18 protein-coding genes are annotated in these 19,778 nt (G+C 71.3%); 9 read left to right on the top strand and 9 right to left on the bottom strand.

Annotated elements, in window-relative coordinates; genetic code table 11:
• Position 1: 1 nt before the first annotated feature.
• Entirely contained in the window at positions 2 to 1,408 is a 1,407-nt protein-coding gene (locus tag DVS28_RS07655) for a cystathionine beta-synthase (RefSeq protein ID WP_114590941.1), read from the bottom strand.
• Between the two features lie 113 nt (positions 1,409 to 1,521).
• Here DVS28_RS07655 and DVS28_RS07650 point away from each other — a divergent pair, with 113 nt between their 5' ends.
• Positions 1,522 to 2,760 carry a GNAT family N-acetyltransferase gene (locus DVS28_RS07650; RefSeq protein WP_164710128.1) on the top strand — a complete coding sequence of 413 codons (1,239 nt, stop codon included), beginning with the start codon at positions 1,522 to 1,524 and terminating at the stop codon, positions 2,758 to 2,760.
• 6 nt (positions 2,761 to 2,766) lie between these two features.
• Here DVS28_RS07650 and DVS28_RS07645 read toward each other — a convergent pair whose 3' ends face one another.
• From DVS28_RS07645 to rplU, 3 genes are all read right to left on the bottom strand, one after another.
• A complete protein-coding gene (locus tag DVS28_RS07645; protein ID WP_114590939.1) occupies positions 2,767 to 3,294 on the bottom strand; it encodes an RDD family protein in 528 nt (175 codons plus the stop codon).
• A 73-nt stretch (positions 3,295 to 3,367) separates the two neighbouring features.
• Positions 3,368 to 3,625, bottom strand: coding sequence for a 50S ribosomal protein L27 (rpmA, locus tag DVS28_RS07640; protein ID WP_108664588.1), 258 nt, complete (start codon positions 3,623 to 3,625; stop codon positions 3,368 to 3,370).
• A 34-nt stretch (positions 3,626 to 3,659) separates the two neighbouring features.
• Complete coding sequence (gene rplU / locus DVS28_RS07635; RefSeq protein ID WP_114590938.1) at positions 3,660 to 3,971, bottom strand: 50S ribosomal protein L21; 312 nt, start codon at positions 3,969 to 3,971, stop codon at positions 3,660 to 3,662.
• A 209-nt stretch (positions 3,972 to 4,180) separates the two neighbouring features.
• Here rplU and DVS28_RS07630 point away from each other — a divergent pair, with 209 nt between their 5' ends.
• The 4 genes from DVS28_RS07630 (at position 4,181) to DVS28_RS07615 (ending at position 10,452) form a co-directional block, all read left to right on the top strand.
• Positions 4,181 to 4,858 carry a hypothetical protein gene (locus tag DVS28_RS07630; RefSeq protein ID WP_216826463.1) on the top strand — a complete coding sequence of 226 codons (678 nt, stop codon included), beginning with the start codon at positions 4,181 to 4,183 and terminating at the stop codon, positions 4,856 to 4,858.
• Positions 4,859 to 5,042: 184 nt separating this feature from the next.
• On the top strand, positions 5,043 to 5,519 hold the full coding sequence (locus DVS28_RS07625; protein WP_114590936.1) for a CBS domain-containing protein: 477 nt from the start codon (positions 5,043 to 5,045) through the stop codon (positions 5,517 to 5,519).
• A 7-nt stretch (positions 5,520 to 5,526) separates the two neighbouring features.
• Positions 5,527 to 8,910, top strand: a complete 3,384-nt coding sequence (locus tag DVS28_RS07620) for a cytochrome b5 domain-containing protein (RefSeq protein WP_114590935.1) — start codon at positions 5,527 to 5,529, stop codon at positions 8,908 to 8,910.
• A gap of 3 nt (positions 8,911 to 8,913) precedes the next feature.
• A complete protein-coding gene (locus DVS28_RS07615) occupies positions 8,914 to 10,452 on the top strand; it encodes an AMP-binding protein (protein WP_114590934.1) in 1,539 nt (512 codons plus the stop codon).
• Between the two features lie 61 nt (positions 10,453 to 10,513).
• Here the strand turns inward: DVS28_RS07615 and DVS28_RS28250 are convergent, their stop codons facing one another.
• Complete coding sequence (locus DVS28_RS28250) at positions 10,514 to 11,410, bottom strand: FHA domain-containing protein (protein WP_164710126.1); 897 nt, start codon at positions 11,408 to 11,410, stop codon at positions 10,514 to 10,516.
• 84 nt (positions 11,411 to 11,494) lie between these two features.
• Between DVS28_RS28250 and DVS28_RS28245 the strand changes: the two genes are divergently transcribed.
• The 4 genes from DVS28_RS28245 to DVS28_RS07595 all read left to right on the top strand — a co-directional run bounded on the left by DVS28_RS28245 (position 11,495) and on the right by DVS28_RS07595 (position 14,853).
• On the top strand, positions 11,495 to 12,586 hold the full coding sequence (locus DVS28_RS28245; protein WP_164710124.1) for an adenylate/guanylate cyclase domain-containing protein: 1,092 nt from the start codon (positions 11,495 to 11,497) through the stop codon (positions 12,584 to 12,586).
• A 209-nt stretch (positions 12,587 to 12,795) separates the two neighbouring features.
• Positions 12,796 to 13,203, top strand: coding sequence for a pyridoxamine 5'-phosphate oxidase family protein (locus DVS28_RS07605; RefSeq protein WP_114590932.1), 408 nt, complete (start codon positions 12,796 to 12,798; stop codon positions 13,201 to 13,203).
• Positions 13,204 to 13,294: 91 nt separating this feature from the next.
• Entirely contained in the window at positions 13,295 to 13,816 is a 522-nt protein-coding gene (locus DVS28_RS07600; protein WP_114590931.1) for an RNA polymerase sigma factor, read from the top strand.
• Complete coding sequence (locus tag DVS28_RS07595; RefSeq protein ID WP_114590930.1) at positions 13,813 to 14,853, top strand: hypothetical protein; 1,041 nt, start codon at positions 13,813 to 13,815, stop codon at positions 14,851 to 14,853. Before DVS28_RS07600 ends, DVS28_RS07595 begins: the two co-directional genes overlap by 4 nt.
• Here the strand turns inward: DVS28_RS07595 and DVS28_RS07590 are convergent.
• From DVS28_RS07590 to coxB, 4 genes are read right to left on the bottom strand one after another with little or no spacing between them, the layout of a single operon-like run.
• Positions 14,829 to 15,656: a cytochrome c oxidase assembly protein gene (locus DVS28_RS07590; protein ID WP_114590929.1), complete on the bottom strand. Its 828-nt coding sequence runs from the start codon at positions 15,654 to 15,656 to the stop codon at positions 14,829 to 14,831. The genes DVS28_RS07595 and DVS28_RS07590 overlap by 25 nt on opposite strands.
• Positions 15,656 to 16,150, bottom strand: coding sequence for a hypothetical protein (locus tag DVS28_RS07585; RefSeq protein WP_114590928.1), 495 nt, complete (start codon positions 16,148 to 16,150; stop codon positions 15,656 to 15,658). Before DVS28_RS07585 ends, DVS28_RS07590 begins: the two co-directional genes overlap by 1 nt.
• The gene (ctaD, locus tag DVS28_RS07580; protein WP_114590927.1) at positions 16,147 to 18,720 is read right to left on the bottom strand and encodes a cytochrome c oxidase subunit I; all 2,574 of its coding nucleotides are present in this window, start codon (positions 18,718 to 18,720) and stop codon (positions 16,147 to 16,149) included. The genes DVS28_RS07585 and ctaD overlap by 4 nt, the downstream gene beginning before the upstream one ends.
• Complete coding sequence (gene coxB, locus DVS28_RS07575; protein ID WP_114590926.1) at positions 18,717 to 19,664, bottom strand: cytochrome c oxidase subunit II; 948 nt, start codon at positions 19,662 to 19,664, stop codon at positions 18,717 to 18,719. The genes ctaD and coxB overlap by 4 nt, the downstream gene beginning before the upstream one ends.
• Positions 19,665 to 19,778: the final 114 nt, after the last annotated feature.

Below are 19,778 nucleotides of genomic sequence, written 5' to 3'. Positions count from 1 at the left end.
GCTACTTGCCCTTCGAGGAGGTCATGAAGTCGAGGATGTCGGCGCGGGTCAGCACGCCGGTGGGAGTGGTGCCCTCGCAGACGAGCACCGCAGAGGCCCGCTTGGTCAGCGCGGCCATCGCGGTGTCGACGGTGTCACGGGCATCGACGACCGGCAACGGTTCGTCCATGACGTCGGCGACGGTCTTGTCGAGGATCTCCGCGTCACGGAACGCCCGGTCGAGCAGACCGCGTTCGCGGATGGACCCGACGAGGTCGGCACGGTCGGAGAAGTCCGCCGCGCCTTGCTCGTGGTCGGGCATGGTCACGACCGGCATCTGGCTGACCCCGAAGGAGGACAGCGTGGCGATGGCGTCGCGGACCGACTCGTGGGGGTGGACGTGCACGATCGTCGGCAACGTCGTGGCGCCGGCCTTGAACTCCAGGACCTGCGACAGCTTGGCGGCCACGCCGGACCGCAGGAACCCGTGGTCGTGCATCCAGTCGTCGTTGTAGATCTTCGACAGGTAGTTGCGGCCGCTGTCGGGCAGGAGCGTGACGATGACGGCGTCCGCGGGATAGTCCTTGGCGACCTCGAGCGCGGCCGCAGCCGCGGTCCCGCAGGACCCGCCGACGAGGATGCCTTCCTCCCGGGTCAGGCGGCGTGCGGTCAGGAACGCGTCCCGGTCGGTGACCTTGACCCACCGGTCGACGATGTCGGGGTCGAAGGTGCCCGGCCAGAAGTCCTCGCCGACACCCTCGGTCAGGTAGGAGTGCATGTTGTCGGGCTGGGTGTAGATCGAGCCCTCGGGGTCCGCACCGACGATGACGATGTCGGGGTTCTGCTCCTTCAGGTACCGGCCGGTCCCCGTGATGGTGCCGCCCGTGCCGACGCCAGCGACGAAGACGTCGATCTTCCCCTCGGTCTGCTCCCAGATCTCCGGCCCAGTGGACACGTAGTGGGCCTGGGGGTTGGCCTGGTTGAAGTACTGCCCGGGCTTGAAGGCGCCGGGGGTCTCCTCCACCAGCCGGTCGGAGGTCTTGTAGTACGACCGCGGGTCCTCGGGGTCGACGTCGGTGGGGCAGACCACGACCTCGGCGCCGTAGGCACGCAGCAGGTTGATCTTCTCCGCGCTCATCTTGTCGGGCATCACGAAGATGCAGCGGTAGCCGCGCTGGGCAGCGGCGATGGCCAGGCCCGCACCGGTGTTGCCGGACGTCGGCTCGACGATGGTGCCGCCGGGCTGCAGGTCACCGGACTTTTCGGCGGCCTCGATCATGGCCAGGCCGATCCGGTCCTTCACGCTCCCCCCGGGGTTCAGGTACTCGACCTTCGCAAGGATGGTCGGCGCCACGTCGGCGGAGAAGCGGGAGAGCTTGACGAGCGGGGTGTTGCCCACGACGTCCAGCAACGAATCGACAGTGTCCATGTGTTCCTCGAGTCAGGCCACGACCCAGCCACGTTGCCCGGTCGTGTCAGCTGCAGTGCAGGGTAGTCGTCCACCCCGGAGCGCGCGTCGTGCCGACGACCTATGGTGCCTCCGTGACTATCGACGAGCTCACCTTCCGCCCGTTCACCCGTGAGGAGCAGCCGAAGGCGCTGGACCTGCTGTACCGCGCCTTCGGTGACTCCGTGTCCGACGCCGACCGCGAGGACGAGATGCTGGTGCTGGACCACCGCAGCAGCCACGCGGCCTTCGACGGCGACCAGATGGTCGGCAGCCTCGCGGCCTACGGCCACGACATCAGCGTGCCCGGTGGCGAGGTCGCCACCGCCGGCACCACCTGGGTTGCCGTCGCCCCCACGCACCGTCGGCGGGGGATCCTGTCGCGGATGATGGGTGCCCACCTCGACGAGGCCCGGGAGAAGGGTCGGGCCATCGCGGCGCTGTGGGCCAGCGAGGCCGCCATCTACGGCCGGTTCGGCTACGGCATGGCGGTGGAGCAGCACGGCATCGACATCATCGCCGGACCGGGTCTGCGGTGGGCCGCCACGGCCCCTCCCCAGGCGGACCGCATCCGGCTGCTGGAGGTCGATCAGGCTGCCGACGTCATCGCCCCGATCTACGAGGCGGCCCGGGCCCGCCGTGGCGGGATGGCCGCCCGCGACCGCGGCTGGTGGAAGTTCCAGGTGCTCAGCACCCGCAAGGGGGCCATGGGCGGCGCGGCCTGGAAGCGCGTCGCCGTGGCCGAGATCGACGGTCGCGACGTGGCCTACGCCGTCTACGGCACCAGCGAGGGACAGCTCGACGGGCTGCCCGACAACACCCTCCACGTCATCGAGCTGGCCGGCGTCGACGCTGCTGCCGAAGCCGCGCTCTGGCCGTTCCTGTGCAGCCACGACCTCGTCGGCCGGGTCAAGGCCAAGCGCCGTCCCGTCGACGATGCCCTGCCGCTGCTGGTGGAGGAGTCCCGCCGGGTCCGTCGCCACGTCTCCGACGCCCTGTACGTGCGGATCCTCGACGTCGAGGCGGCGCTGACCGCACGGGCATGGTCGGACTCCGCGGCGGTCACCATCGAGGTGCACGACAGCCGCTTCGACGACATCGACGGCACCTGGCGCATCGAGGTCGCCCCCGAGGGCGCGTCGGTGCAGCACACCACCGACGCCCCGGACCTGCGCATGGACATCCGCGAGCTCGGCGCGCTGTACCTGGGCGGCGTGTCGGTCAGCCGGCTGGTGCAGTCCGGCCGCATCGAGGTGCTCGAGCCGTCGGTGATCGCCCCGTTCGACTCGGCCCTGCGACCCGCCGAGGCGCCCTGGGCCCCCGAGGTCTGGTAGCTCGCGTCAGGGCCGGCGCCGCCCGAGGATCGACGCGGCGCCCCAGCCCGGCATGACCGCCACCCCGCGGACAGGCGTCTCCGCGCGGATCAGCGCCGAGCTGGGCGCGCCGGTCACGATCGTGCCCGCCAGCAGGTCGTGCACCGCCCGACCCTCTCGGTCCACGACGCTGGGCAGCGCCATGGCCGCCCACGCCGCCATGGGAACCCAGAGCGGCCCGAGCAGCAGCGCGTTGACCATCAACGGGGCCCAGCGCACCCCGAAGCGACGAAGGACCGCCCCTGCGGTCAACGGCTGGCCATCGGCACCAGCAAGGCGAAGGCCGGCAAGCCACTTGCCCGCGCTCTGCCCCGTGCGCAGCTCCAGCGGCAGGTTCACCAGCGCCGCGAGCCCGATCACGAGCCACTCGCCCGTCCCGTTGCCGGAGACCAGCCCGAGCGCCGTGATCGGCAGCGTCAGCACCCACGGACCCACCAGGTCGACCAACCCGGCACCGAGCCTGGCGCGCCACGTCTGCGTGGCTTCCGTCCTCATGCCGAAAGGGTACTGACACACGACAACGCCGCCCCCGAGGGGGCGGCGTGTCAGTCCTTGCGGGGGCGCCTGGCTAGGCGTCGCCCGGCATGACCTCGGCGAAGGTCCGCTTGCCGGACCGGCGGAAGCTGACCATGCCGTCGGCGAGGGCGAACAGGGTGTCGTCCTTGCCACGGCCGACGTTCTCGCCGGGGTGGATGCGGGTGCCGCGCTGGCGAACGATGATCGAACCAGTGGTCACGACCTCGCCGCCGAAGCGCTTGGTGCCCAGGTACTTCGGGTTGGAGTCGCGGCCGTTCGCGCTGGAACCGCCGCCCTTCTTGGTTGACATGCCTACTCCTTCGGGAGGACTGGTTGGAGAACGACTACTTGGAGATCGTCTCGACCCGCACGCGGGTCAGCGGCTGGCGGTGACCGGTCTTGCGACGGTATCCGGTCTTGTTCTTGTACTTGAAGATCCGGACCTTCTCCCCGAGGTACTGGTCGACAACGGTGGCGGTGACGGTTGCACCGGACAGGTTGTCGGCGCCGACGGTGACGTTGTCGTCATCGTCGACCAGCATGATCGGGCGAAGGTCGACGGAGCCCTCGACAGCAGTGTCGAGCTTCTCCACGTCGATCTCGTCGCCGACGGCGACCTTGTACTGCTTACCGCCTGTGGCGATGACGGCGAACATGATGAACTCCTCGAGGCTGATGGCCGGGTGCGAGCGCGCTGGCGGGCTCCGCTTGGGAAAACCTGAGCTGCGCTGACGGCAGACAAAGGGCGCCCGGGAAGGGCGCGGATCGACAAGGATACCCACGGCCCCCCGGATCCGTCAACGTCGATGCACGACCCCGACGGTACAGTGCGTCCGTGTCCGTCCCTGCAGCATCCCGGTCGACCGTGACCCTGACCGATCAGGCGCTGGTCGCGGTGCATCTGGCCCGCTCGCTGGCCGACGGGGAATCCGCCGGCGCAGCCCACCTGGTGGCCGGCCTGCTCGGCGAACCGGAGGGGGTTGCGGGTCGTCGGGTCCGGCGCCTGACCGGGGGCGAACCTGCGGTCCGGCTGACCGAACACCCCGGCCTGCACGCCCCCGGCCTGCCCCGCCTGTCCCATGCCCTGGTCGCGCTGCCCGTCACCGACGTGCCGGCGTGGACCACCGACCTGCTGCGCGCGGCGATCCGGGTCGGCGGGGACGACCTCGACGACCTGCTCTCGGCCACGGGTCTGGACACCACGGTCGCCGCCGCGCTCGAGGAGCCACCGCCCCCGGCCGAGGACGAGGAGGACGCGGGCGAGACGTTCGGACGCGGGTCCTTCACCGCCCGTGGGTTGGACCGGGCCGCCGACGAGGCGGTCTCGCGGGCGCTGGCCCACAGCACCTCCAGCCGGGCGCTCGTCCCCCGGTTGATGCTCGACGAGGTCGAGCGGTCTGCCCTGGCCAACCTGCCCGAGGTGTCGATCGACCTGGTCGTGCAGCGAGCCCTGGACACCCGCGGCGACCACGTCTCGTTGCGAGACCTCGCGACCTGCATGGTCAGCGTGGCGCTGGAAGCGCTCGACCTCCCCAACCGCTGACTCTCCTCTTCCAGGACACCCGACCGTTCCGGGACCCCCGACCGTTCCAGGACACCCGACCGCTGCGGGACACCCGACGACACGCCGTCGTCGAACCGCGAACGAGTCCCTCACGAGGCGTACCCCGACGCGGGGGATGGTTCTAGGCTGACGACCACACCGCCGGCTGGAGGGATTTGGCGCGATGAGGGTCAGAGACGTTATGGACCGCAAGGCAGCTCGGGTGTCCCCCGACGATCCGTTGCGGGTCGCCGCAGAGCTGCTGGCGTTGACCGGGGCAAGCGACCTTGCGGTCGTCGCCGACAGCGGGGCGTTCATGGGGGTGCTGTCGGAGGGTGACCTCCTGCGCGCGCTGATGCCCGACTTCGACGACATCGACCCGGGGCAGGCCACGCTGGAGAAGGCCTACGCGTTCTTCGTCAACGCCGGCGAGAGCCGGGTGGACGACCCGGTGATCAACCACGTCATCCACAACCCGTTCACGGTCGGGCCCGACGACCAGCTGCTGCAACCCGCGGCCCTGATGGTGTCCAAGCAGATCCGGCGGCTGCCGGTCGTCGCCGACGGCCGGTTCCTCGGCACGGTGTCGCGGGCCGACATCTGCTGGGCGCTGCTGTGCGACGTCGCCGACGACGCCGGGGCGCCGGCTCCGGCTGCGTGACCCCACGATGACCGCGACGACCCTGCCGCCCTCGACCACCCCCGGGCCCAGCCGACGGCTGCTGGAGGCCCTCGCCGAGGAGGCATCGCCCCACCTCGGCTCGTTGTCCTACGACGACGGGCTCATGCCGGTCGGCGACCCCCCGACGGCGCTTCCGCCCAGCCACGAGGCCTGGGACCAAGCGGCGGCGGAGCTGCCCCGGATGTGGCGCGACCTGTCGGCCCGACGGGAGCTGCCCGAGCTGCCGCTGCTGTCCGCTGCCCCCGAGGACCTTGCCGACGAGCACCTGTGGCGTGCCTCGGTGGTGCTCGGTGCGCTGGTGTACGCCTACGTGCGGTGCGACATGCACGACCTGCACCTGCCGGCCCCGGTCGCGGTGCCCAGCGTCCTGCGGCTGCCGTGGGAGGAGGTCGCCCGCCGGATGGGCCGCCACCGTGCCCACTTCTCCCTCGACGACCTGATGCTGCACAACTGGGCACGCATCGACCCCACCGGCCCGATCACCGTGGAGAACACCAGGCTGTTGGTCCCCCAGACCGGCTCCTCCACCGAAGCTGCCTTCTGCCTGGGGTTCAACGAGGTCAGCGCGGCCTGCACGCCGCTGGTGCAGGCCATGGTCCGCGGGCAGGACGCCGCGGCGGCCAAGGACGTCGACGCCGTGGTGCAGTCGCTGCTGGACGTGCTGGACGCCGTGCACCACCTGACCGAGACCGCGTTGATGAAGATCGACCCGGTCCCGCTGGCCTCCCCGCACGCCGACCCCGTCATCTGGGCCAAGCTGGTCGCCCCCACGGGCATCCCGGTCGTGAGCAACGTGCCGGGTGTCTCCGGTGCGGCCGCGGCCGGTATCCAGGCCCTCGACAACTTCCTCGGTCGGGTCACCCACGCCAGCCCCCTGGGCCAGGAGGCCCTGCACGTCGCCGACAACTACGCCCCGAACGTCCGCCGGTTCGTCGCCGCCATGGGCCAGGCGCCGGTCCGCGACTTCGTGCTGGAGTCCGGCGACATCGGCCTGCGTGGACTGTTCCAGAACGTCGTCGACGCCTACACCGGTGACCGTGGCTACCTGGGCGTGCATCGCCGCAAGGTCTACGGATTCATCCAGACCGCGTTCAAGGTCGGCCGGCCCTCCACCGCCAGCGGCATCTCCGGGCAGTACCGGGCACGGGCGTGGCGGCACGCCCACCACGCGCTGGAGGCGGCCCGCGTCGAGCGGGTGCTGGACATGTCGATGCAGCCGGTCCCCGCGCGTCTGGCCGGCCGCACGGTGGTTGCCCAGGGCTCGACCGGACCGATCAACGACATCCGCCTGGACCTGCGCGGGACCGGCCTGATCGTGCGTCCCGGGGACCGTCTGGCGGTGCACCCCAAGAACGACCCCGAGCTCGTGGAGTGGACGCTGCAGGCCCTCGGCGCCACGGGTGAGGAGCGGGTCCCCCTGACGACGTCGTGGCAGGCATCGCTGGCAGCCCGCCACGACCAGCTCAACCGTGGGGACGCCAACCTGCGCGACTTCCTGACCCATGCGTGGCTGCGTCCCCTGACCCCGGAGGTGGCCGAGCAGCTGGTGGCGCTGGCGCCGGCCCCGAGCCTGCTCGCGTTGCTGCGCGAACGCCGGGAGGAGGGGTGGGAGGTGCCCGACGCGCTCCACGAGCTGCGTCGCACCGGCTTCAACCCCTCCCGCATGTGGAAGGCCGAGCTGATGGACCGCGAGGCCATCAGCCGCATCCTCCCGCCGCTGCCCGCCCGCCTGTACTCCGTGGCGGGCACCGAGGTCGACGACGACGGCCTGCCGACGACGGCAAGCCTGGTCATCGGGCACCTGTCGTTCGAGGCGGAGGGCGCCGACGGCGAGGTCCGCCGCCAGCGCGGGACCGCATCGACGATGATGACCGAGCGGCTGGACATCGGCGGCGAGGTCGACCTGACCGTCGTCCGTCCGCAGCGGTTCACCCTGCCCACCGACGACCGCGGCGTGATCATGTGCGCTGCCGGGACCGGGGTCGCCCCGTTCATGGGGTTCCTCGAGCACCGCGAGGCCGGGGACGGCGACAACTGGCTGATGCTGGCGGTGCGCACTCCCGAGCAGGTCCCCGATCAGGAGCGGCTGTACCGCTGGCGCGACACCGACCACGTTCGGCTGGACATCGCCTACTCCCGTGAGGCCCCGGAGGGCGGCCCGCCGGGACGGATCGACCGGCTCATCACCTCACCGGAGGTCGGCCCGGAGCTCGTGCGCTGGCTGCTGGAGACCGACGCCAACCTGTACGTGTGCGGGCAGGGCGGGTTCGCGTCCACGGTCATGACGGCAGTCCGCGAGGCGCTGGCTGCCCACGGCCCGGAGGGCCTGGACCCCGACGTGGCGATGCGCCAGCTGGTCGCGGACCGCCAGGTCATGTTCGACGTGTTCACCACGTTCACGCCGGCCGCCGACCTCCGCCCGGGCGAGCGGCCCCTCGAGGTGTCGGAGCTGATCGCCCACACCGGCCCCGACAACGGGTACTGGATGGCCATCAACGGCGTCGTGCACGACATGACGGAGTTCCGCCACCTGCACCCCGGCGGTCGCCACATCGTCGACGACAACTGTGGGGTGGACTGCACCACGGAGTTCGACGAGGTCCGACACCACCTGGATCCCGAGATCGTGGCGATGCTGGAGATGTACCGCATCGGTGTTGTCCGGCAGCTGTCGCTCGAGGGCCCATGGGGCATCGCGATCCGTGACGGTCGGGTGGACGCGATCACCCTGCAGCAGCTGTACGCCGCGTGGGTCGCCGAGGCCTACACCGTGGTGGAGCTGCGCAACTCCCTGCGCAACGAGCTGAGCGTGATCGCCCTGCCCCTGACCGACCGGGAGGCCGTCGGTGACCTGACGCCCCTGAAGGTGGGCATCGTGGTCGACACGATGCAACGGTTCTGCGTCCAGCTGCTGGCCATCGCGCTCGGGACCGAGATCGCCGACCTGTGGGCGATGACGTGTGGACTGGCCGCACCGGCCGCCGACGCCCAGGAGCTGGGCCGCCGGCTGCAGCAGGGGCTCGGCCACACCGCCGGCAGCGGGACGCTCGGTGAGGACGGCGGCCTGTGGCCCGACGTGGCCGACGCCCTCGCGGCCGCCCACGACGCCCGCGACCGGGCAGCCGACGCCGGACCCGCCGCGCACGCGGCCATCGCCGATGCCGCAGCCACCATCGAGGGGACGCTGACCGACATCGTGGATGCCCTCGGTGTCGGGCTGCAGGCCTTCGAGCGACACGAGGCCGCCGTCGCCGTGGTCGCGGGTCCCGACCTGCTCGGTGCCCTGGCCGTGCTGCCCGACCGCCTCCGCGCACGTCGCGCCGAGCTGGCCACGGCAGCCCGGGCGCTCGCCACTGCCCTGGAGGGGTGAGGGATGGTCATCGGACTGAAGTCCCAGGTTGCCGAGCGGCCCAACGAGGTCGCGCTGACCGACGAGACCGGCACCACGACGTGGGTGCACCTCAACGACCAGGCCAACCGGTGGATCCTCGGGCTTCGTGGCCTCGGGATCCAGCCCGGTGACCGCATCGCGGTGATGACCGGCAACCGGCGCGAGGCCTGGGAGGTCTTCGTGGCAGCCCTGCACGCCGGGTTCGTCCTCGTGATCGTGCCGTGGGACGCCGACGTCGAGCGGACCCGCTACATCATGGAGCACTCCGATGCGCGGCTGCTGATCATGGAGGATGCCTGCCGGCCTGTGGCCGTCGAGGCCACCGCGGACCTGCCGCTCGTCGCCCGCCTGACCCTCGACGGGGCCACCGGTGACGGCGTGCACGCGGCCGCCGACCTGCTGTACCACTCCCCGCCCATCGAACCCGACGGGCAGATGGCCGGCGGCCCGATGTTCTACACCTCGGGCACGACGGGGGCGCCCAAGGGCGTCATCGGGGCAGGCATCAACGCGGCCGGCGGCCCGATCAGCGACGTGCTGGACACCGCGGCCGGGGTGGCGCAGGGGCTGGGCATCGACACCAAGGGCGTTGCGTTGATCGCCGGACCGCTGTACCACTCCGGCCAGTTCGTCCTGTCGACCTTCCCGATGCTGGCCGGGCAACGGATCGTGATCCGCCGGACCACCGATCCGGCGGGCGTCCTCGAGGCGATCGACCGCTACCACGTGGGCAACACGCTGCTGCTGCCGTCGGTCCTCGGGGAGATGCTGCGCCTGCCCGAGGACGTCCGCGACCGCTTCAAGGGCACGACGCTGCAGCTGCTGATGCACACCGGGGCCCCGTGCCCGCCGCACGTCAAGCAGGGCATGATCGACTGGCTCGGCCCGAAGGTCGTGGAGATCTACGGCGCCAGCGAGGGCGGGATGTTCGCCATGGGCTCCAGCCAGGACTTCCTGGACAAGCCCGGCAGCGTGGGCCGGATCCTGCCGTTCATCGAGGCGACGGTGATCGGGCCCGACGACACGCCGGTCGCCCCCGGTGAGGAGGGCGAGATCTTCCTGCGCTACCGCAACGGCAACACCTTCAGCTACCACAAGGCGCCGGAGAAGACGGCCGAGGCGTACCGCGAACCCGGTCAGTTCACCCTCGGCGACATCGGCCGGATCGACGAGGACGGCTACCTGTTCATCAGCGGCCGCCGGTCGCACGTGATCACCGTCAACGGCGTGTGGGTGCACCCCAACCACGTCGAGCAGGGGATCGCGGCGTTCGAGCAGGTCAACGACGTCGGCGTGTTCGAGGGCGGCCCCGAGGGCGGTCCGGAGGAGGTGCACGTCTCCGTGGTCCCGGCCGAGGGTGTGGACCCGGCGACCCTGGAGGACGCCGTGCGTGGCTGGGCTGCGGAGACGATGACCCCCGAGCAGGTCCCGACCCGCGTGCACGTGGTCGAGTCGATCCCGCGCAACGCCTCCGGCAAGATCCTCCGCGACGCGCTCCGCGAGGCGGCGCTGCCGGGCTGACCACCCGGCGCCCACCGCCCGAGCGGGGGCATGCCGGGTCGGGCGTCCCGGTTCCGGCGGGTCAGGTCAGGAGCGTCATCGCGCGTCGGCCCATGGTGATCTCCGTGCCCGGGAGGAGGGCGATGACCTCGCCGGTGGGGACCGGCTCGTGCCGTGGGGAGGAGGGGAGGCGCACCGACGTGCCGTTGGGGCTGCCGAGGTCGCGCAGATGCACCGACCATCCCTGCACCAGCAGCTCGGCGTGGCTGCGGGACACCGACCGTTCGGAGTCGGTCACCACGAGCGGTGCAGCGGCTCCGGACTGGACGCGCTCGTGGCCGGAGGGGTTGCGGCCCACGACGACGTCCCCGTTCAGCACGTGTCGGGTGCCGTCGTCCATCCGGAGGCTGGCCACCGGCACGGCCGGCTGGGTCCAGGCCTGCCGGGGTGGTTCGAGGACGGTGTCGCAGCGGCGGCATCGCAGGGTCCGCGGGTGGACGAACGCCGCGCAGGTACCGCAGACGACGCCCTCGAGCTGCTGCGGGGAGGCGCCGACGGTGGGGCCGGTGTCGACCCAGGCACCGGTGCCGAGCCACGCGCCCTCGCGCAGGCCGGGGTGGTCCGCCGCGGGGCCGATCGGCATGTCGGCAGGGCCGATGGCCACCCTGATCGGGTCGGCGGTCGCAAGGTCGACGGGGCCGGAGACGGTGCTGCGATATCCCACGTGGTCGCTGCGGTACAGCAGGTCGGCCCCGATGCGGACGGTGAAGCCGTCACCGTGGCAGACGAGCACGCCCAGGCTCGGCTCGTCGCCGTGGGGATGCTGGCGGAGGCGATCGAGCAGCCCGTCGCCGTCAGCCACGGACGCCGCGTCGAAGAGCAGCTCGACCAGGTCGGTCGGGGCGCGGTCTCCGAGCACCACGACGACGTCGCCGTGATGCACGACCCGTCCCGGGCCGGGCAGGATGCGCCCGTCCATGCTGCTCCCTCCGACCTCGAACCCTCTACGATCGTCAGCAGAGCCTACGACGCGAGGGGTCGGGCCGGTACCGGAGGGAGCACAGTGGCCAGTTCACCCGAGGCCGCCGCGTTCGACGCCAGCGTGGTGCGGTCCATCGGCGCCCTGGCCGAGATCGCCGTCGGCTGTGCCCTGCTGATCGACGGCGTGGTGCACTTCGTGTCCGACGAGGTGCCGCTGACCGACGTCACGTGGACGTTGCTGTCCTCGGCGTTGCGGTCGGGCGCGACCGCACGTCAGGACACCGGCGCGGGTGCGGAGATGGTGGTGCCGCTCGTGGCCGACGAGGAAACGGTCGGGTTCGTCGTCGCCCGCCGGCACGACGGCGCCTTCAGCAGCGCCGAGGCAGCTCTGCTGCGGCTGATGGCCGACGCCGCTGCCGAGGCCGGCGTGCGGGGCCGGGCCGAGCACGAGCTGACCGACCTGTTCTCGGACTACCTCAGCCGCGACGTGGCCGTGCAGCTGCTGGAGGATCCGGAGGGAGGGGCGCTCGGTGGGCGGACGATGGACGTCAGCGTCCTGTTCGCCGACCTCCAGGGCTTCACGTCGCTGTCGGAGCAGATCCCACCGGCGGACGTGGTCGACCTGCTGAACCGGTACTTCGCCCTGGTCGTGCCGGCCATCACCGAGAACGGCGGGGCCGTGTCGGCGTTCATCGGGGACGCGATCATGGCGCTGTTCGGCGCGCCGATCCCCCACCCCGAACACCCCCTGCTGGCAGCCCGTGCGGCCATCGCCCTGCAGGACGCCGTCAACGGGATGATCGCCGCCGAGCCGCAGATGCCGAAGCTGCGGGTCGGGGTGGCCACGGGGCCAGCGACCGTCGGCAGCATCGGCAGTCCCCGCCGTCGGGTGTTCACCGCGATCGGGGACACCGTCAACCTGGCGTCACGGCTGGAGTCCTCCGCTGCCCCCGGCACGGTGTCGATCAGCGCCGAGACCTACGCGGTCGTCCGGACGTTCACCCACACCGAGCGGCTGGACCCGATCAGGCTGAAGGGCAAGGCCGAACCCGTCCTGTCCTACCGGCTGGACGGCATCCGCGACAACAGCGACCGGCTGGTCGGCACCGGCACGGTCGCCACTCCCCTGTCGGTGCTGCGGCAGCTGCCCCCCAAGCGCGACCGACCCGTCTGACCCGCCTGCGGTCAAGCGGCCTGTGGTCTGCGCCCGCCCGCGGTGAATGTGCAGGTTGGCCGGATCCTCGGCCAACCTGCACGAGTCCGCTCGGCTCGTGTGCAGCACGGCCGGGTGACCGGCCAACCGGCACAACGGGCAGAAGGTCCCGGGTCGTCCGGGACCTTCGACGCTGGCCGGTGGACCACCCCGTGCCGCATCGTCGACGCATGACACGCACCAAGGATCATCTGCAACGACTCGACCAGGACGAGTGCATGACGCTCCTGGCCGGTCATCCCACCAAGGTCGGCCGCCTGGCCTTCGTCGACCAGGACTACCCGATCGTCCTGCCCGTCAACTTCCGGGTCCACCGTGGTTCGGTGGTCTTCCGCTCCGACACGGGCTCCAAGTACATGGCCGCGGCCATGGGCCAGAAGGTCGCCTTCGAGGTCGACGACGTCGACGAGGCCTGGCAGGAGGGCTGGTCGGTCCTCATCCAGGGCATGTGCCACGAGATCACCGATCCGCATCAGCTGAAGCTGATCGACGGCATCGGCCTGAACGCGTGGGCCGGCGCCAACATGCACACGCTGGAGATCCTGCACCACCGCATCACCGGCCGTCGGATCGTCTGAACCGCCCTACCGGGCACCCTGTCCGGCCGACACGTTCGACCTGTCGGTCGGACGTGTCACGTTGTCGTCACTCCCGGACATGAGAGGGTGAATGGACGACAACGACCGACTCCGCGCCCTGCACGACGCGCACGCCGACGACCTGGTGGCCTACGTCACCCGGCGCACGGCGTCGCCAGACGACGCCGCCGACGTCATCGCCGAGACCTTCCTGGTCGCCTGGCGACGGCTCGACGACGTACCCCCGGGGCACGAGGCCCGCCTGTGGCTGTTCGGGGTTGCCCGACGACAGCTTGCCAACAGCCGGCGGAGCACGCGCCGACGCACCCGCCTGCTCGGTCGGCTGACCGACCAGCTCGGCCCTGCGCTGGCCGCCGCGCCGCCGGGGTCACCACCCGACAGCCCGGTCATGGAGGCCATCTCGCGGCTGCCCGAACGCGACCGCGAGGTCCTCTACCTCGTCGCGTGGGAGCAGCTGTCCCCCGCAGAGGCCGCGGTGGTGCTCGGCGTGTCACCGGACGCTGCCCGCACCCGCCTCCACCGGGCCAGGAAACGGCTCGAGGCCGAGCTCGACATCCCCGCGTCCACCCCTGCCCTGGAGGGAACCCGATGACCAACGACCTGCTCGACACGCTCCGTGCCCACGACCCCGCCCGTCCCCGCACCGCCGCGGTCAGGTCGGCCACCTCCGACGTGGTCAGCCGGATCGCCGACACGCCCCGCCCCGCCGCACGGCCTGCCCGCGCCCTCTCGAGGGGAGATCGCGCCCCGTGGGCCTTCGGCGCCGTGGCCGCTGGCCTGGTTGCCCTGCTGGTCGTGGTGGTCGTCCGTGTGGCGCCGGCTCCCAACGCCGTCGGCGACGGGGGCACCCAGGTCTTCGGTGACGTCGGCCCCCACCTGTTGCTGACAGCCGAGGGCTGGAACCTGGACCGCGTGGACGTGCAGTCCGACAGCTTCGGCGAGGCGACGTTCAGCGGTCCCGAGGGGTCGATGGACCTGCACTGGCGGCCTGCGGAGGAGCACAGCGGATGGCTCGCCGACCGACGAACCTCCACCACCCCGCTCGACCAGATCGTGGTCGACGGCCGGCAGGCCGACCTGATGGCGTACGCCGCGACCGACCACACGGCCCTCTGGACCGATGACGTGCGCTCGCTGGAGCTCCGCGGAGGTGGCATGGATGCCGAGGCGTTCACCGCACTCGCGGCGTCGCTGGCGCCGGCCACACCGGAGGAGTGGAGCGCCGCGCTGCCCGACTCCGCGATCTCGCCCTCCCAACGAGGCACCGTGGTCAGCCAGATGCTCGACGGCCTGCCCCTGCCGCCCGGCTTCGACCAGGCAGCCCTGGAGGGCGCGGAATCCACCAACGACCGCTATCAGCTCGGCGCAGCGGTCACCGGTGCTGTTGCCTGTGGCTGGATCGAGGAGTGGATCGCTGCCCGCGGTGTTGGCGACGACACCCGAGCCACGACGGCCCGCGATGCCCTCGCCTCGGCCCACGGCTGGCCGATCCTGGACGAGATGTCCGCGGAGGGGGCCTACCCGCAGGTCCTGCGCCAGTACGCCGACGCGGTCAACGCCGACGGCACCATTGAGGGCGGCACGACCCTGACGGTCGAGGAGAGCTACGCCGCCGCCCTGGGCTGCTGAGACTCCAGGTCGATCGCCCGCAACCAACCGACCAGCAGCCACAGGGCCGTCGCTGGGTACACCAGCCCGCCGGGGACCCACATTAGGGCCCCGGCGAGCTGCTGGTCGGCCAGCGGGGTCAGCCCCGTCGTGTCGGCGATGCCGCGGTAGCCGTCGTACCAGGCGGTCCCGGCGAAGGTCATCAGGGCCGCCAGGAAGACCGTCGCCATGGCGGTGGTGAAGACGAACAGCAGCCGGATGCCGGGTTGGGCCGTCCGATGGCGCAGCACGACCCGCCACCACAGCCAGCCCGCCAGCAGCCAGCTGCCGTGCTGCAGCACGTGGACCAGCTCGTTGCGCAGGGCGGCGTCGTAGGGCACCGCCGCATGCCACCCCCACAGCACCGCGATGTTGGCCAGCCAGGCCACGTCCATGCGCCGCCACCATGCCGGCCCCGGCACGATGCGCAGCACCCGGCCGATCCGCATCCCTCGCGCCACGACGTCGCGGGGGACGGCGCGAAGCACCCGCGGGCCCGGTGCGGCGAGGACCAGCAGGGGTGCCACGACCAACCCGAGCAGCAGGTGCTGGACCATGTGCGCCGACGCCAACCGTCCGGCGGCCACGTCGAGCGGCGACATCACGGCGATGCCGAGCAGCACGAGCGCCGCGCCGAGGGCCGCGCCACGACGCCGCTGGTCCGGAGCCGCCGACCCCTGTGCCCCACCCCGCAGGTACAGCCCGCCGACGACCACGATGGCGAGCAGCGCGATGGGTTCCAGGGTCCACTGGGTCCACGAGACGCCGGTCGTCGTGCCGGTCATCAGCAGGCGGGCAGGACCAGGGCGGGCAACCCGACGACCAGGACCGACACCGTGAACAGCGCGCAGAGCATGGTGCTGGTCAGGGCGAGGGAGGAGTCGCGCAGCGGGCCCGGGTCGGCGCTGCCGTCGGGGCCCTCGGGCACTTCTGTCTCGGCGCTGGGGCCCACGCCCCTCCGCCTCGCGGCACGGATGCGTCCGCCTTCGTCGCGCTGCGGCTCCATCTCTCGCCACCAGCGGTAGCTGGCCCAGGTGATGGCGGCGCCCACGAGGACGGCCACGCCGGTGGCGACCACCGTCACGGACGTGGCCAACCGATCAGCAGGTGGGGCCACCGCGCACGCGGCCTCGGTGGTGAGGTAGACGACCAGGAAGTGCACCCCGAACAGGATCGGGCCGCCGATGAACAGCAGCCAGCGAACGGGTGGGGTGCCGTCGTGTCGGGGGACGGGTTCGACCGCGGATTCGGTGCGGGGGTCGGGACGGCCGTCGGTCATGTGACCACCGGTCCGAGGCCGAGGGTGGCCGCGCCGATCACCCAGATGACCGAGATGGCCGCCCACCAGGTCGCGGTGTTGGTCACCGGCACGTGGCGGTGGTTGGTGAAGTGCCCCTGAACCGCCCACACCGCCATCATCGTGGTCATGACGGCGCCGATCACGACCATCAGCAGCAGGAAGCCGGCGAGGGTGTGGTAGATCGACCCGTAGGCATGGGTCTTGGAGTCGAACTCGAGCCCGTTGATGTGGAGGAACAGGTGGACGGCCGCCGCGATCCCGATCACGGAACCGGCCACCAGCCACCCCTTGAACGACGTGGTGCCGGCGTCGCGCACCCGTCGCAGGGCCACCCACACCGCGGCTGCGGCCGCCACGACCAGGGCCGTCCCCGTCGCGAGCGCCCCGAGGTCGGGCATCGCGATGCCCGACGGGGGCCACGCGGCGTTGTCCAGCCGCAGGTAGAAGTAGGCCAGCAGGAGGCTGGCGAAGCCGATCGAGACGAACAGGACCGAGAGCCCCATGCCCCATCGCGAGATGACGAGGCTGCCGCCGGCGTGGACGGGGATGCCGTGGGCGTCCTCGAAGGCCCGCTCCTCCTCCACCGTCATCGGGGCTTCGGTCGGGCGGTTCCACATGATGACGGACCCGGCGATGATCAGCGCACCGAGGAGGGCACCGGGACGCAGCTTGATCAGCTCGCTGAAGAAGATCAGCACGGTCCCGCAGGCCGCCACGAGCGGCCAGATGGAGGGGTCGGCGACCCGGTAGATCTCCTCGGGCCGGGCGTTGGCGGTCCCGGTGACCAGGACCGCGCGCCAGCGCAGCGGCCAGCGGGCCATTCCCTGCACCAGCTCCTCGACCTCGGTGTCCCCGCTGTGGATGTCGTCCTGGTCCCACAGGGGATGGCGGCTGGTCACGACGGGCGGGACGGTCCAGCCGTGCTGCTTGGGTGGTGACGGAACGGCCCATTCGAGCGTGTCCCCTCCCCAGGGGTTGTGTCCGGCCGGTGGGCCGTGGCGGTAGCTGCGCACGACGTTCCAGACGAAGACCGCGATCCCTGCCACCACGATGTAGACCCCGACCGTGGAGACGATGTTGAGGGCCTGCCAGCCCATCTCCTCGGGGTAGGTGTAGATCCGCCTGGGCATCCCCTGCAGCCCGACGATGTGCATCGGGAAGAACGCCACGTTGACCCCGACGAACAGCAGCCAGAACTCGATGCGCCCCAGCCGCTCGTCCATCATCTTGCCGGTGATCTTCGGCCACCAGTAGTGCACGCCCGCGAAGATCGGGAAGGCCACCCCGCCGATGAGGACGTAGTGGAGGTGCCCGACGACGAAGTAGCTGTCGTGGACCTGCAGGTCGAACGGCACCGCCGCGACCATGACCCCGGTGATGCCCCCGATCACGAAGATCACCAGGAACCCCATGACGAAGAGCATCGGTGTGGTCCACCGAACGCGTCCTGCGGCGATCGTGGACACCCACGCGAAGATCTGCACCCCGGCGGGGATGGCGATCACCATGGATGCGGCTGCGAAGAACGCCAGGACCAGCGGGGGCAGCCCCGTGGTGAACATGTGGTGTGCCCACAGCCCGAACGACAGCACCCCGATCCCCACCATCGACGCCACGATCCACGTGTAGCCGATGGTTCGGTGCCGCACCATGACGGGCAGCACCATCGCCACGATGCCCGCGGCCGGCAGGAACTGGATGTAGACCTCCGGGTGGCCGAAGATCCAGAACAGGTGCTGCCACAGCAACGAGGACCCGCCCGCGTCGGGGTTGAAGAACTGGGTGCCGAACCCACGGTCGAGCTCGAGCAGCAGGCTGCCGATGATCAGCGGCGTGAACGCGAAGAGGATCATGAACGCCGTGACGAGCATGGCCCACGCGAACAGCGGCAGCCGCGTGAGCGTCATGCCGGGGGCGCGCAGCTTCAGGACGCCGACGATGATCTCGACGGCCGCTGCGATGGCCCCGACCTCGGCCACGCCGAGGCCGAGGACCCAGAAGTCGAGGGCGAGGTCGGGTGAGAACTCCGGTCCGCTCAAGGGCGTGTAGGCGAACCAGCCGGCGTCGGGCACGAGCTGGAAGAGGGTGGCGGAGTAGTACAGCAGGCCGCCGAGGAGGAAGGTCCAGTAGGCGAAGGCGCCCAGCCGGGGGAACGGCATCTCGCGGCTGCCGAGCAGGAGCGGCAGGAGGAGGATCGCGAAGCCCTCGAAGATCGGCAGGATGACCAGGAACATGGTCACCGAGCCGTGGTTGGTGAACAGCTCGTTGTACAGCTGGGGACCGACGAGGCCCATCTCGGGGAACGCGAGCTGCGTGCGCATCACGACGGAGTCGACGCTGCCGCCGAGGATGACGAAGAAGAACCCGGTCAGCATCAGGCGCAGCCCGATGTTGTCGTTCTGGACGGCGCGCAGTTGGCCCCAGAGGCCGGGCGGGTCGGACCAGACGCGTTCGAGCTGCTCGTCGGTCTCGGCCTCGGCGACGGTCGGCGATGCGTGGGCGGGACGTTCCAGCCCGGGGACGTGCTCGTCACTCGACGACAGGGTCATTCCAGGGACTCCAGGTAGGCGTGGACCGCCTCGAGCTCGGCGTCGGTCATGTTGGGCGCCTCCATCAGGGCGCCGGGCTTGACGTGCTGGGGGTCGTCCAGCCAGCGGGCGAGGGCCTCGGGGGTGTTCGGCAGCGTCCGGGCGGCGATGGTCCGGCGGCTGGCGAAGTGCGTCAGGTCGGGCGCCGGGGGGCCGTCGTTGGTCGACCCGTTCATGGTGTGGCACTCCATGCAGGTGCTGGCCCCGGCGACGAGGTCCCGGCCCTGCATCGCCAGCTCGTCCTCGGGTTCGACCGCCGGTTCGGCCTGCGCGGCCAGCCAGGCGTCGAAGTCCGCTGGATCGTGGGCGATCACGAGCACGCCCATGTTGGCGTGCTGGATCCCGCAGAACTCCGCGCACGTACCGCGGTACTCGCCGGGTTCGTCGGCCTCGATGACCAGCGTGTGGGTCCCGTCCGGGAGCGCGTCGAGCTTTCCGGTCAGCTGCGGAATCCAGAACGAGTGCACCACGTCGCTGGAGGTCAGCTCGATGGCGACCTGTTCACCGGCCGGGATGTGGACCTCGTTGGCGGTGACCACGTCGGCGTCGGGGTAGCGGACCTCCCACCAGAACTGGTGCCCGGTCACCTCCACGGTCAGGGCGTCCTCGGGGGCCTCGGCCGCGGTGGTGGCCATGGTGTCGAGCGTCGCGACGAGGACCGCCCCGACGACGACGACCGGCAGGACGATCCCGCCCCAGACGATCAGCCGGTTGCTGGGCCGTTCCTCGTCCAGGGTGGCGCGTCGGCGGATGCCCACGACCAGCAGGACGGCGAAGATCGCGAACGCCACGATGCCGAGGACCAGCATGAGGACCCAGAGGTCGTCGATGCTCCTCGCCGCGGGTCCACGCGGATCGAGGCTGCCCCACACAGCAGCCACCTCGGTTCCCGGGACGCGACGCACGCGACGTCACTACCCGAGCGCGGGTGGGTTCACACCCACCCGCCCGAGATTTCTACGCGAGCGTCACCACGCGGCTACGCGAGCAGGTCCTCCACGATGTCAGCCCGGCCAGGC

The organism is Euzebya pacifica (assembly GCF_003344865.1).
GTDB lineage: Bacteria > Actinomycetota > Nitriliruptoria > Euzebyales > Euzebyaceae > Euzebya > Euzebya pacifica.
Note: the sequence above shows the minus strand (reverse complement) of the source record. Positions and strands in the feature narration are given on the sequence as shown.